At 46.6% G+C, this 13,543-nt stretch carries 10 protein-coding genes; 7 read left to right on the plus strand and 3 right to left on the minus strand.

Going from position 1 to position 13,543, the window contains the following annotated elements; translation table 11 throughout:
* Nucleotides 1-15 precede the first annotated feature (15 nt).
* Nucleotides 16-1,197, minus strand: a complete 1,182-nt coding sequence (locus AS030_RS20365) for a CaiB/BaiF CoA transferase family protein (protein ID WP_061975166.1) — start codon at nt 1,195-1,197, stop codon at nt 16-18.
* Between the two features lie 214 nt (nt 1,198-1,411).
* On the opposite strand from AS030_RS20365, the gene AS030_RS20370 reads away from it, so the two are divergent.
* From AS030_RS20370 to AS030_RS20380, 3 genes are all read left to right on the plus strand, one after another.
* Entirely contained in the window at nt 1,412-2,077 is a 666-nt protein-coding gene (locus tag AS030_RS20370; RefSeq protein WP_061975167.1) for a GntR family transcriptional regulator, read from the plus strand.
* Between the two features lie 107 nt (nt 2,078-2,184).
* Nucleotides 2,185-2,373, plus strand: a complete 189-nt coding sequence (locus tag AS030_RS20375; protein ID WP_061975169.1) for a hypothetical protein — start codon at nt 2,185-2,187, stop codon at nt 2,371-2,373.
* 63 nt (nt 2,374-2,436) lie between these two features.
* Nucleotides 2,437-3,165: a Bax inhibitor-1/YccA family protein gene (locus AS030_RS20380; protein WP_061975171.1), complete on the plus strand. Its 729-nt coding sequence runs from the start codon at nt 2,437-2,439 to the stop codon at nt 3,163-3,165.
* Nucleotides 3,166-3,199: 34 nt separating this feature from the next.
* Here AS030_RS20380 and AS030_RS20385 read toward each other — a convergent pair whose 3' ends face one another.
* A complete protein-coding gene (locus AS030_RS20385; RefSeq protein WP_061975173.1) occupies nt 3,200-6,247 on the minus strand; it encodes an efflux RND transporter permease subunit in 3,048 nt (1,015 codons plus the stop codon).
* 470 nt (nt 6,248-6,717) lie between these two features.
* Nucleotides 6,718-7,467 (minus strand): Cof-type HAD-IIB family hydrolase, encoded by a 750-nt coding sequence (locus tag AS030_RS20390; protein ID WP_061975175.1) that lies wholly within the window; start codon nt 7,465-7,467, stop codon nt 6,718-6,720.
* A 216-nt stretch (nt 7,468-7,683) separates the two neighbouring features.
* On the opposite strand from AS030_RS20390, the gene AS030_RS20395 reads away from it, so the two are divergent.
* The 4 genes from AS030_RS20395 (at nt 7,684) to AS030_RS20410 (ending at nt 13,414) form a co-directional block, all read left to right on the plus strand.
* Nucleotides 7,684-9,081 carry a sigma-54 interaction domain-containing protein gene (locus AS030_RS20395; protein WP_061975177.1) on the plus strand — a complete coding sequence of 466 codons (1,398 nt, stop codon included), beginning with the start codon at nt 7,684-7,686 and terminating at the stop codon, nt 9,079-9,081.
* Nucleotides 9,082-9,233: 152 nt separating this feature from the next.
* On the plus strand, nt 9,234-10,574 hold the full coding sequence (locus tag AS030_RS20400) for an aminotransferase family protein (protein WP_061975389.1): 1,341 nt from the start codon (nt 9,234-9,236) through the stop codon (nt 10,572-10,574).
* Between the two features lie 21 nt (nt 10,575-10,595).
* A complete protein-coding gene (locus AS030_RS20405; protein ID WP_061975179.1) occupies nt 10,596-11,972 on the plus strand; it encodes an NAD-dependent succinate-semialdehyde dehydrogenase in 1,377 nt (458 codons plus the stop codon).
* Between the two features lie 47 nt (nt 11,973-12,019).
* A complete protein-coding gene (locus tag AS030_RS20410; protein ID WP_061975181.1) occupies nt 12,020-13,414 on the plus strand; it encodes an amino acid permease in 1,395 nt (464 codons plus the stop codon).
* Nucleotides 13,415-13,543 lie beyond the last annotated feature (129 nt).

Here is a 13,543-nt window from a genome sequence, read left to right on the forward strand (position 1 = left end):
CTTCCGCAACTGAATTTACTTTGAATTCATTGGTTGTTTGGCAATCTCCAATTTTTTTAACACTTCTTCCGTGTGTTCTCCAAGTTTGGGCCCTGCCCAGTTAATTCGTCCTGGAGTTTTGCTCATTTTCGGAACAATACCCGGCACTTTCAGTTTTCCTAATCCTTCAACATCCATTTCACAAATCATCTCCCGCGCATTAAAATGGGGATCCTTGAACATATCTTCCACGTTATAAATCGAGCCTGCAGGGATGTGGTGTTCATCAAGAATCTTTAAGGCATCCTCTAATTCATGCTGAATGGTCCATCCTCCAATTACTTTATCCAAATAGTCAGCATGCTGCGCCCGGTCAAAATTCGTAGCATACTGTGGCTGATCACGCATATCTTCACGTCCAATAGCATCCATCAGCCTTTTGAAGATTCCATCACCGTTTGCACCGATCACAATATACTTACCGTCTTTGCACATATAGGTGTTAGACGGGGTAATGCCCGGTAGTGTGCTTCCCGTCCGTTCACGGATGACGCCGTACTGATCATACTCTGGAATCGCGCTTTCCATCAGGCTGTAAACGGCTTCATAAAGCGCAACATCCACATACTGGCCTTCTCCTGTATTATTTCTGTGGTATACAGCCATCAATGCTCCTATTACAGCGTATAAAGCGCTTACAGAATCACCCAAACTGATTCCGACCCTTGTGGGCGGCCGGTCGGGATAGCCTGTCAGATATCGAATTCCTCCCATGGCTTCTCCTATGCTTCCGAAACCAGGCTTATTTCGGTACGGACCGTCCTGTCCATAACCTGAAACACGAATCATGATGAGGCCAGGGTTCAACTCCTTCAAATCCTCGTAGCCAATATTCCATTTTTCCAGCGTGCCTGGCTTAAAATTTTCAATAATGATGTCCACTTCTTTTACCAAGCCTTTAATGATTTCCTGTCCATCTGTTGAGCGCAGGTCTAACGATACACTTTTCTTATTCCTTGATTGTACATACCACCATAGAGACGTATCTTCATGAAGCATTCTCCATTTTCTTATCGGATCGCCCTTTTCAGGCGGTTCCACTTTTATAACCTCTGCTCCAAAGTCGGCCAGTAATCTGCCGGCAAATGGACCGGCAATCAAACTTCCCAATTCCAGTACTTTAAGCCCCTTTAAGGGTCCCTCTTTAATCTCTGCCATTTCAACACCTCGTTTCAATTTAAAGTAACTTTATATTGATTAAATTTTCTGAATAGTTATAATAATAGCTATTCAGCTTCATCTTGTCAACGGTCAACCGTTTACATTTTTTCTTACCGTAATTAGTAATTGTTTATCAACCGATCTAGTTATTGTAAACTGAAGTAGTAAATAGTGATTAACGGTTGAAATAGTAGTCTAGGAGGTCTTGAATTTGAGGGAAATTCAGAAAACAGAGCTGCTTCACAGCCAGGTTTATGCCATTTTAAAAACGATGATCATGGAACGTGACTTTGCTCCCGGGGAACGTTTAGTGGAAACAAAAGTTGCTGTACAGCTTGGGGTCAGCAGGGGAACTGTAAGGGAAGCCTTTCAAATGCTGCTAAAAGACGGGCTGTTAACACGAAACAACAACGTCATTTCAGTTTATAACCCAACGGTGCAGGATATTGTTGACGTATACGAATGCAGAAAAAGCCTTGAATCTTTAGCAGTTAAACTGGCCACTTCTCATATAACAGATGACCAATTAAGACGGCTCGGCATCGTCCTGAATGAATCAATAAAAGCAGTGAATGAAAACAATACTCAGACTCTCACTAATTTAAACCAGGAATTTCACGATTTAATAGATATTGCTTCCCACAATCAACAGCTGATTCAGTTATGTGATGTCATCAAAACAAAGACACTCTATATTCGAAACAATGTCTTAAAAAACCATTTCAAAAACTTTTCTGATTTTGTTGATGATCACGAACGGATTTATCTTGCCATTAAAGACCATAATGCACAAAAAGCTGAAAATGAAATGAAGACACATATTGAAAAAAGCTTTAAAACCATTCAAAGTGCATTAGGCGCCATTTCCAAAAGCTGACAATTGACAATGGGATAAAAAGGGTAACTGCAACGACTGCAGTTACCTTTTTTTGAAGAATTATTGTATGCTAAATGAACCAATATTATAGAAAAGAGGCGGTTTTTTTGAGTTTAGCAGGTTACAACTCCTTTGACCGGTATGTCCTCCCTCATCTTCCCTTGTTCGCCATCTGTGCTGCGGCTGTATTGATCTATGCCGGCATTCTTTATTACCGGGCGAAAGCGACCGGTATGGGCTTTGGTTTTATTATTGTTGCTGTGATTCTTGTGATCGTGGCCAATATTTACCGGTAGTTCTAACATGAAGTTGGAACTCCCGCATACGTTTTAGTATGATGGACAAAAAGGAGGGTATCCATGAGGAGCGCCAATCCTAGTTTAAAAGATTCAACGTTTACGCATCTGAAAAATCAGGGACTTAACCGCCCGATGACACTGCAGGGAACGGTGAACAAAACATTCATCCTTCTTGTGCTCATTTGTGCGACAGCCTTTTATACATGGAATCTGTATTACGACGGAAAGGAGATTCACGGGTTGCTTCTTGTTGGAGTGATCGGTTCTCTGATCGTATCCCTTTTTACGATATTCGTTCCCAGGGCGGCTCCCTTTTCGGCCCCGCTTTATGCTTTATTGGAAGGACTGGCCCTCGGCGGCATCAGTGCTATGTATGAAGACAAGTATTCAGGGATTGCCACGCAGGCGGTAGTGCTTACGTTCAGTGTGCTTTTTGCCCTTTTAATTGTCTACAAGCTGGGCTGGATCAAGGCCACCAGAAATTTCAGGGTCGGTGTCCTTTCCGCCACACTCGGTATCTTCATTGTCTATCTGGTGGATCTGGTGCTCCGCTTCTTTGGTCTTCAGGTTCCCTATCTTCATGAAACGGGCTGGCTTGGTATTCTGATCAGCCTCGTGATCGTCGGTGTAGCAGCTCTTAATCTTGTCCTGGATTTTGATTTTATCGAACGCGGTGTGAACCGGAGAGCCCCCAAATATATGGAATGGTACGCAGGCTTTGGTTTAATGATTACCCTCGTCTGGCTCTATGTTGAAATTCTCCGGCTGCTGTCCAAAATACGAAGATAAAAAGCCAGTGCCCCAAAGGGTACTGGCTTTTCTGTTATGCATTTTTGGTTAACGGAACGGTATCCTGTGCAGCTTCAACACGCTGGCGCTTGGATTTTCTGAAGTGAAGCAGTTCATAGAAAACAGGAACGATAACAAGGGTGAGGACCGTTGCACCCGTCAGTCCGCCGATTACAACTACAGCGAGCGATTTGGATACGAGGCTGCCGTCTTCCGTGTGGGAGAAGAGGAGCGGAAGCATCGCAAAAATCGTGGCAACAGCTGTCATAACAACCGGGCGGAGACGCGTGCCGCACGCTTCGATGATGGCATCTCGGATGATCATCTTTTCCTCGTTCTGCTTCACGCGGTCGATCAGCACGATCGCATTCGTAATCACAATTCCAATCAGCATAAGTCCGCCAATCAGTGCGGTTGGATCTGCCGGAACACCCGAGACCAAGAGACCAAGAACCGCACCAATGGAGGCAAGTGGAAGAGTCATCAGGATCGCAAGCGGTGCCCGGAACGTTTTAAACGTGATAACCATGATCAGATAAACGATCAGGATAGACGCAAGCATTGTCGTTCCAAGGTCCGCAAAATCACTGGATTGCTGTTCTGCCGCACCACCTTTTTCAAGGTTCATGCCTTTTGGAAGATCTAGCTTTTTGACTTTCTTGTCGATGGCAGCAGCCACAGCAGAAAGGTTATCAGGCTTTACTTCCGCGGAAATGCGGATGTATGGCTTTCCATCCTTATGCAGCTCTGTGCTTGGCTTGTTTTCTATCGTAATGTCCGCCACTTTGGACAGCGGCTGAATGCCTTGTGCTGTCTGAACAGAAAGGTCATCAAGATCCGAAGCCTTCGACGGGTTGATTCCTGCATCCAGCAGAACCGGTGTGGTTTTATCATCGAGCGTGATGGTTCCAATTGGCATTGGCTGAATGAGGGAAGCAATCTGATGCGCGGCCTGCTCGGTGTTCATTTTTTCTGTATCAACTTTAACCGTATAAACAGGGGCGGTTTTATCCTGGTTGCTTGAAACCTTCTTGACCCCTTTCACATCCTTGATTCCATTCATCAGCTCTTTGGATGTGCTTTCCAGTTCATTTTTGTCATTCCCCTGGATGTCGTACGTAATTTCAGAGGTCCCCGTGCCGGAGCCAAACATGGTTCCCGGTGAGGCGGTAATTGTTACTCCGCTTTCCTCTTTTTTCGCTTTGTTCACTTCTTTGATGAAATCGTCCGCATTCGCGTCTTCCTTCATGATGGCCGTATATTTCACGACATCCGATGAACTCACGCTGCCATATTTCGCTTCGTCTTCACTGACTCCATATTGCGTCAGCAAATACTTGTAGCCTTTCAGGTCGGCAAGCTTGCTTTCAAAGGTTTTCATTCGATCCTTGATTTCATCTGTCGGGGTATTGGATGGAAACTCCATATTCACAGCTACCATACTGGCATCTTCAGCATTTACCTCACCCTTTGGCAGGGAGACATACATGCCGACTGCGCCGACCAGCACACCAACAGCTACAATAATCGGTACATACTTATGGTTCAATGACCATTTTAACAGGTTCAAATATCGCTTCGGCTCCCCGTGTGCCGGAAGCTTCATATTTTTCAGCATGCCCTGGCTCATCAGCGGAACGACTGTTAACGCTACTAAAAGGGACGCCAGCAAGGAATAGGTGACGGTCAATCCGAACGGTAATAAAAACGCCTTCAGTGAGCCGTTGACCAGACCCATCGGCAGGAACACGGCAACGGTGATCAATGTGGAAGACGTAATCGCACGCGTAACTTCTCCTGTCGCCGCCAGTACATTTTCTTTTGTAAAGGCTTTGCCCTGGCTTCGTCTGAAAATATTTTCTACCACAACGATACTGTCATCCACCAGGCGGCCAACGGCTACCGCCACACCGCCAAGCGTCAGGATGTTTAATGTAACGCCGGACAGCCAGAGAAGAAGCAGTGTAATCGCAAGCGATAGCGGAATGGATACAATCGTTACCAGAGTAGGCTTTACTCGTCTCAGGAACACAAGGATAACGATCGTGGCAAACAATGCCCCAAGCAGCACTTCCTTCATCATGCTGTTTACTGAGTTTTCCACCATTTCACCTGTTGTAAAAATGGTTTTCGCTTTTACCCCAGGGTACTCCTTATTGATTTTGCTGACCGTATCATTGACATCATTGCCCGCTGTTACGGCACTGGCGCTGTTTTCCTTAAATACCGTGATCGCCAGGCTTTCTTTCCCGTTAATGCGCAGTACGGTATCTTCCATTTTACTTTGCTTAACGGTTGCTACGTCCTTCAAACGGACCGGCGGTGCCTTCGGATCGGCAGCCTGAACCGGTATAATTAATTTTCCCAACGCACGTACGGAAGTCAGGTTATCCGTTACATTAATCGTGCTTTTTTTGCCGTCAATGGTGGCACCGCCTGCCGTTACAGAGGCATTCTGTCCTTGCAGGACGCTCATTACACTATTGACCGGGATGTTTTTTTCTTTCAGTTTCTTTGTGTCCAGCTTTACTTCCACACGGGAAGTATTTTCTCCAAAAATGCTGGCCTGTGAAATGCTTTTCTTGCTGTCGAAAAGCGGAAGCAGCTGATTTTTCGCTTTTTCCATATTTTCTTTGTTCAGGCCGTCAGCAAACGTAAAGGAGACTTGCCCTACAGGAATCATGGACGTATTCAGCTGTGATACCTGCGGTTTCCCGACGGTTTCAGGGAATTTTAACGAGCTGACCGCATCCTGCACTTCCCGCTTTGCTTCCTTCATATCGGTTTTTGAATCAAAATTAATGGTAATTTGCGAATATCCATCACCCGTTGTTGACAGAACGGATGACTTTCCTTTTACACCGGATACTGCCTGCTCTACCGGCTCGGTCACTTTTTCTGTCATCGATCCAGCATCATATCCCTGCCCGATCGTAACCACGCTCACTTGCGGATTATCTGCTTCAGGAAGAAATTCCATCGGCAAACGAAAATAACTTACCGCTCCAATGATAAGCGCAATGATCACAAACAACGTGACCGGAGCTTTATTGCGAAAAGCCCAATTTGTAATAGACTGCATACATTTCCCACTCCCCATCTTCATTTCACCGTGTGTATCTCTTGTTGAAAAGAAACGTCTTGTTTTTCAACTCCCCCTCCTATGTATGTGAGGCAAAGGTCAGCTGTTGAGTCCTTTATACCTAGCACCCAAAGCCTCACAACCCAGTATACTTACAATCTCAGAAATTATAAACCAGAATTTGTAAATATCTTTAAAATTTTCATATTCCTATCATACGGCCCGGAAGATTCTCCAGAAATGTACTGCGGCTGTATTTCAGCTACGCCTTGAGGCTTATTTTTGTCGGGGAGTGGTTGGTTAGGGAATTTGCGGGCCGGTTTACGGGGTTTTCGGGCAAGTTTCAGCATTTCCCGGGCAACTTTGCGAAATTTCCGGGCAGGTTTGTCGAATCGCTACCCCGTCCTCCCCTATCAAACGCAAAAAAAACCATCCGGATTCATTCCGGATGGTCCCTCTTTCTTTCTACCTTATAACGCCCATTTTCGGATCGCTTGCGCTACGCCGTCTTCCACGTTGGTTCCTGTGATCCAGTCGGCTGCTTCTTTTACTGTATCCTGCGCATTGCCCATGGCTACACCAATGCCCGCCTCTGTGATCATGAGGATATCATTCAGACTATCGCCCATCGCCATCACATTATCCATCGTGATACCGAGTTCATTGCAAACACGGTTGAGCGCTTTTGCCTTTGTAACGCCGACCGCGTTGATCTCGATGTTGGTCAGGCTGGAGTTGCTGATCTCAAGCTCCTTATTAAGGGCCAGCTCCTCCAGTACCAGTTTGCGGACTTCATCATCGGCAATATTAAAACCAAATTTCAGCCATTCCATTTCGGCCGCATTTTCCGGAAAGTTCTCGCGCCAAACCTTATCGGTGGAAACGGCCCAAAACTTGGCCGAATGCTTCTTCGTCATCTCGATCAGTTTTGCAATTTCATCGTTATGAAGCGAATTCCGCTCAACCAGGTTTCCCTCTCCATCATAGATTTCACTGCCGTTTACCGTAATCAGATACGATTTTAGCTCAAGCGATTTTGCATAATCACGGCATGTAAGGAGTGATCGTCCCGTACTGAGCACCACATGTACACCTTTTTCCTGTGCCTCCCTGATCGCCAGCCGGTTTTTTGGTGAAATTTCCAGTTCATCATTCAATAACGTTCCATCCATATCCAGGGCAATCAGCTTAATCTCTTTTTGTTCCAGTTCCACTCCCATCAAAACATTCCTTTCTTCAATTTACTCTACCATCAGATTAGCATAGTTTGTCCTCTTTTTCTTTTGCTAGACGCTTTATACTCTATGATGGGTTCTTGAAAAAAATGATTTTTGTGAAGTACTGGAAACCGAAATCCTCTACTCCTTTTCAAGAGAAGCTGTGTTATCCTAATTAATAATCAGAATAATGTTTCAATAAATCAGGGAGTTGTAGCCATGGATGAACAACTAATACTGCTGGAGATGGAAATCGAGGGAATTATCAACGAATCCGGCGAAAACATCATCGTAACCGACAGCGAAGGCATCATTTTGCGGGCAGTCAAAAACAGCAAGGAGATGTACGGGATTTCTTCCGAGGAGCTTGTTGGCGCGTCCGTTAAAGAGCTAGAGCAGAAGAAAATTTTCAGTCCTTCGGTTACGCTCAGTGTGCTTCAGCAGAAAGCACCAATTACATTTATGCAAAAAACGGGGACTGGGAAAGTCATCATGACACGCGGTATTCCTCTTTTTAATGAAGATAACGAAATCATCCGGGTCATCAGCTTTTCGCATGATATGACGGAAATGGAAGACCTGAAGGAACAATATGAACAGCTGCAGCAGAAAATGATGCGCTACAAATCGGAAATTGAGCAGCTTCGTGTCAGGGGATCCGTACCGACGGATGTCATCATCAACAGCCGCCCGATGCAGACAGTTTGGGAGCTCGTCAATAAGGTAGCCCGAAGTGAAGCAACGGTGGTATTACAGGGTGAGTCGGGGGTTGGTAAAACCGTGTTTGCCAAAGCGCTTCACAGCGGAAGTGACCGCCGGGAGAAACCGATGATTGAAGTGAACTGTGGAGCCATTCCGCAAAGTCTTTTTGAGTCGGAAATGTTTGGCTACGAGCCGGGTGCTTTTACCGGTGCTAGTGCAAAAGGGAAAGTGGGATTGATTGAACTTGCGGATCAGGGAACGCTGTTTTTGGATGAAGTGGGTGAGCTTCCTCTTTCCATCCAGGTGAAGCTTCTTAAAGTTCTTCAGGAGAAGAAAATTACACGAATGGGCAGCACGAAAACCCGTACCGTTAATTTCCGCCTCGTGGCTGCGACCAACCGAAACCTTGAGGAAATGGTAAAAGCCGGCACCTTTCGTGATGATCTCTACTACCGGCTGAATGTCGTCCCAATCAGCATCCCCCCTCTCAGGGAAAGAAAAGAAGACATTCATCAGCTGACCGAAACCTTTTTAAGGGTATTTAACGAAAAGTATGGCAGTGAAAAGACCATCCATCCTTCAACACTGAAGGCGTTTTGGCAGCATGACTGGCCCGGTAATGTACGAGAGCTCGAGAACCTGATGGAACGACTTGTCGTTACCCTTGAACAAAAAATGATTCTGCCGGAATATCTTCCTTTTGTGCAAAAAAAGGAAATAGACCATGTTCCGGAATTTGATACTCCAGCATCCTCCCTCCAGGAAGCACTGGAAGCTGTGGAAAAAAGCTGGCTCCTTCGGGCAAGCCGAAACTGCAAGTCTACGTATGAAATGGCAGAATATTTGGGGTTAAGCCAGCCGACTGTGTTCAGGCGGCTAAAAAAATATGGCATTAATTCAATATTGAATCGATAATTCATAAGCGAATCGAATTTCATCGCGTTTAATTCATTTATGAATCAAACCATAGGAGGATGCCCGTCAAACCGTTTGGCACAGAACTTGCATTAGTAATCATGAAAGCGTTATTAAGTCAGAAAACTATAATTATTCAGCAAAGGGTGGTTATGATGGAAAATCAAAAATCCTATGAACAATTGGCAGAACTCGATAAAAAGCATTTCTTGCATCCGACGACCGCAATCAAACAGCAGCAAGCGAACGGTCCGGAATTTATTTTAACCAAGGGAGAAGGGGTCCGCCTTTACGACCTCAAGGGCAGAAGCTCAATTGACGGCCTCTCCTCTCTCTGGAACGTGAATATCGGCCACGGGCGGGAAGAGATTGCTCAGGTTGCATACGAACAAATGAAAACACTGGGCTACAGCTCCTGTTTCGCCACCTTCTCAAACGAACCGGCGATCAAGCTCGCGGCCAAGCTTGCAGAAATTGCACCAGGGAACCTCACCGCCACATTTTTCACCTCAGGCGGTTCGGAATCCAATGATACTGCCTATAAGCTTGCCCGCCATTACTGGATTTTAAAAGGGCAGCCGGAGCGCAAAAAAATCATTTCCCGTTCACAGTCCTACCACGGGGTGGCGATGGGAGCCACAAGTGCAACTGGCCTGAAACCGTTTCGTGATTTCACTAACTCACTGGCACCTGATTTTTGCTATGTGGACCATTTCTCGCCGCAGGCATTACGAGACAAAATTAAAGAGGAAGGCCCTGAAACCGTCGCTGCTTATATCGCAGAGCCCGTTCAGGGAGCAGGCGGCGTGCACATCGCACCCGAAGGCTATTTTAAAGAAATCCGAAGCATATGCGACGAATTTGGCATTCTTTTTATTACGGATGAAGTCATCACAGCATTCGGCCGTACCGGCAAGTATTTCGGAATCGATCATTATGATGTCGCTCCTGACATGATGTGTTTTGCTAAAGGGATTACAAGCGGCTATGCTCAGCTCGGCGGCGTCATGATCTCCGAAACGATGCACAACGACTTCATCGAACTGTCCGAAGGAACGCTGCTTCACGGCTACACGTACAGCGGACATCCGATGGCCTGTGCGGTTGCACTTAAAAATCTTGAAATCCTCGAGCGCGAAAACCTGATCGACAATGCCCTTGTGATGGGTGAAGAGTTGCTGAAAGGCTTTAAGAAAATTCAATCCGAACGTTCCGTCGTCGGAGATGTAAGGACTCTCGGCCTGATTGGTGCGGTTGAGTTCGTTAAAAATAAAGAAACAAACGAACGCTTCCCTGAACCATTGGCGCCTAAGGTGCTGGCAGAAGCCGCAAAACGCGGACTGATCGTGCGTTCCGTCGTGTTCGACAATCAGGATACCCTTGTCTTCGCACCACCATTGATTATCAATCAGCAGGAAATCAACGAGCTAATCCAAATTTTAAATGAATCCATTGAGGCGGTCGAGCGTACAGCCGTTTCTGCATCCAACTAACAGCATTGAGGAGTGATACACATGCAATCTTTCATTGAAGTAACGAACCCGGCAAACAACACAGTCGTCGCTACCGTACCAAACGGAGGATTTGATGAAGCACGAGCCGCTGCAGATGCTGCTCATGATGCCTTCAAAAGCTGGTCCAGGCGTACGGCTGAAGACCGAGGCGCCCTGCTCATGAAGTGGCACCAGCTGATCGAAGAAAACAAACAAGAACTCGGGGAATTGATGACCCGGGAACAAGGCAAACCATTGAAGGAAGCGATTGGTGAGGTAACATACGCAAACAGTTTTATCTCCTGGTACGCAGAAGAAGGGAAACGGATTTACGGTCAAACCATTCCCGCTTCCCATACCAATAAGCGGCTGCTTGTCCAAAAGCAGCCGGTCGGTGTAATTGCAGCCATCACGCCATGGAATTTCCCGGCCGCAATGATCACAAGAAAGGTGGCGCCTGCCCTTGCAGCTGGCTGCACAGCGGTCGTCAAGCCGGCTGAACAAACGCCGCTTACTGCCATCCGGCTGGCAGAGCTGGCTATTGAAGCGGGCATTCCAAAAGGCGTGCTGCAAGTGGTTACCGGTGACGCAGCCGCCATTTCCGATGCCTGGATGGAGGACACCCGCGTCCGGAAAATATCATTTACCGGCTCTACTGAAGTTGGCAAGCTACTCATGCGAAAAGCAGCAGATACTGTAAAAAAGATCTCTCTTGAGCTCGGCGGCCATGCTCCTTTTATCGTGATGGAGGACGCCAATATTGAAAAAGCCGTACAGGGACTGCTGGCTTCGAAGTACCGCAATGCCGGCCAGACGTGCGTCTGCACCAACCGTGCCTATGTACAGGAATCCATCGCAGAAGAGTTTACCGAAGCGTTTATCCAAGCGGTTTCCGCCTTGAAAGTGGGAGACGGTCTGGAAGAAGGAACCGACATAGGCCCTCTGATCGATGAAAATGCAGTCAAAAAAGTCCAAAACCATGTGCAGGATGCCATCGAAAAAGGCGGAAGCCTGGCTTGCGGAGGATCCGCCAAGGGGGATTCTCTGTTCATGGAGCCAACGGTTATTGCCAATGCCACGGATGACATGCTGTGCATGAACGAGGAAACCTTCGGACCGCTTGCTCCGATCACCACGTTTAAAACAGCAGAAGAAGCCATTGAACGGGCAAACAATACGCCATACGGCCTTGCAGCTTATCTTTATACGGAAAATTTGACTCAGGCGCTTACCCTTTCCGAAGAACTGGATTACGGCATTGTCGGTCTGAACGATGCGCTGCCGTCCGTTGCGCAGGCACCATTTGGCGGCACGAAACAGAGCGGATTGGGACGTGAAGGCGGCCACTTTGGAATTGAAGAATATTTGGAAGTGAAATATGTTTCCATTGGCTTGTAATCGCTGAGCTTCCATTCCACACAAAAAAGTCAAGGAGGCGAAAATCAATGAAAAATAAAGAAGGACTTCAGAAACAACTGAAAACAAGGCACATTACGATGATTTCCTTAGGTGGGATTATCGGAGCAGGGCTGTTCGTGGGCGCCGGTTCTGTCATCCGTTCAACAGGGCCAAGTGCTGTTCTCTCCTATGCCTTTGCCGGCTTGCTCGTCGTATTTCTGATGAGAATGCTTGGTGAAATGGCGGCACGAAATCCTGACAGCGGTTCGTTTGCCACTTATGCCCGTGAAGCCATCGGGCCTTGGGCGGGATATACCATCGGATGGCTCTACTGGTTCTTCTGGGTCATTGTTATCGCCATCGAGGCTGTGGCCGGCGGAGCGATCGTCCACGGATGGATTCCCTCCATTCCCATCTGGACGTGGAGTCTGGTCCTAACCGTTTTATTGACCTTAACAAACATCTTCTCTGTAAAATCATTTGGAGAATTTGAATATTGGTTTGCATTGATTAAAATTGTGGCCATCACCCTCTTTATGGGTCTTGGCCTGGCGATTATTTTTCACCTGTTCCCAGGCATCAAAACACCAGGTATGGAAAACCTCTTCGGCCGCGGCGGATTCTCACCAAATGGCGTAAGTTCCGTTTTCCTTGGTGTGGCTACAGTTATCTTTGCCTATTTTGGAGCCGAAATTGCCGCTATCGCTGCAGGTGAATCAGAAGATCCAAAGCAAACAATCCGCGTTGCCATCAAAAGCGTCGTGTGGCGGATTCTCATTTTCTACATTGGTTCCGTTGCCATTCTCGTTACCTTGCTGCCATGGAACTCTACGACAGCCCTTGAGAGCCCGTATGTTACCATGCTGAAGATGATCAATATCCCGGGTGCAGGATTGATCATGAACATCGTCGTATTAATTTCGGTTCTCTCTTGTTTAAACTCGGCGCTTTATACCAATTCACGGATGATCTACTCGCTTGCCCGCCGTGGAGATGCGCCAAAAGCATTTCTTAAATTAAGTAAACAGGGCGTTCCCGTCCGGGCCGTATGGGTAGGAACAGTGGTCGCCTTTATCGCAGCCATCTTTAACTTCGTTTCACCGGACAAGCTATTTCAGTTTTTGATTAACGCCTCTGGTGCCATCGCGTTAATTGTCTATCTGGCCATTGCCATTTCACACATCGTTATCCGGCGCCGGGCCGAGGCGGCTGGCGAAGATCTTGAGTTGAAAATGTGGCTCTTCCCTGCTTTATCGTATTTTGTGATTGTCAGCATCACCGTGATTCTAATATCGATGGCCTTCATTGGGTCGATGCGTTCGCAGCTTTTCCTCACCTTACTCGTTACAGCTGTAGTAATTGGCTCCTTCTTCCTTTTGAAAAAGAGAAACGCAGCAAGAACATCATATGAAGATCAGTCAGCGAATACCCTTGCGGATTAGAAGAAATCCCGCCCATAAAGTTGGGCGGGGTTTTTCTTTTTTTTTATAATATTTGAAAAGTCAGTTTATAAAAGTTTAAATCTGGTAATCTATCCTCTATAATTAATAAAAGTCTCCCGCTTGTTCAGT

The sequence above is a fragment of the Fictibacillus enclensis genome, assembly GCF_001457035.1.
Taxonomy (GTDB): Bacteria; Bacillota; Bacilli; order Bacillales; family Fictibacillaceae; genus Fictibacillus_C; species Fictibacillus_C enclensis.

Bases quoted from the DNA above. Each gene is read 5' to 3' on its own strand.
- AS030_RS20395 (WP_061975177.1), top strand. From the start codon at position 7,684: ATGGATGAACAACTAATACTGCTGGAGATGGAAATCGAGGGAATTATC.
- AS030_RS20380 (WP_061975171.1), top strand. From the start codon at position 2,437: ATGAGGAGCGCCAATCCTAGTTTAAAAGATTCAACGTTTACGCATCTG.
- AS030_RS20400 (WP_061975389.1), top strand. From the start codon at position 9,234: ATGATGGAAAATCAAAAATCCTATGAACAATTGGCAGAACTCGATAAA.
- AS030_RS20390 (WP_061975175.1), bottom strand. From the start codon at position 7,467: ATGGGAGTGGAACTGGAACAAAAAGAGATTAAGCTGATTGCCCTGGAT.
- AS030_RS20385 (WP_061975173.1), bottom strand. From the start codon at position 6,247: ATGCAGTCTATTACAAATTGGGCTTTTCGCAATAAAGCTCCGGTCACG.
- AS030_RS20410 (WP_061975181.1), top strand. From the start codon at position 12,020: ATGAAAAATAAAGAAGGACTTCAGAAACAACTGAAAACAAGGCACATT.
- AS030_RS20365 (WP_061975166.1), bottom strand. From the start codon at position 1,197: ATGGCAGAGATTAAAGAGGGACCCTTAAAGGGGCTTAAAGTACTGGAA.
- AS030_RS20405 (WP_061975179.1), top strand. From the start codon at position 10,596: ATGCAATCTTTCATTGAAGTAACGAACCCGGCAAACAACACAGTCGTC.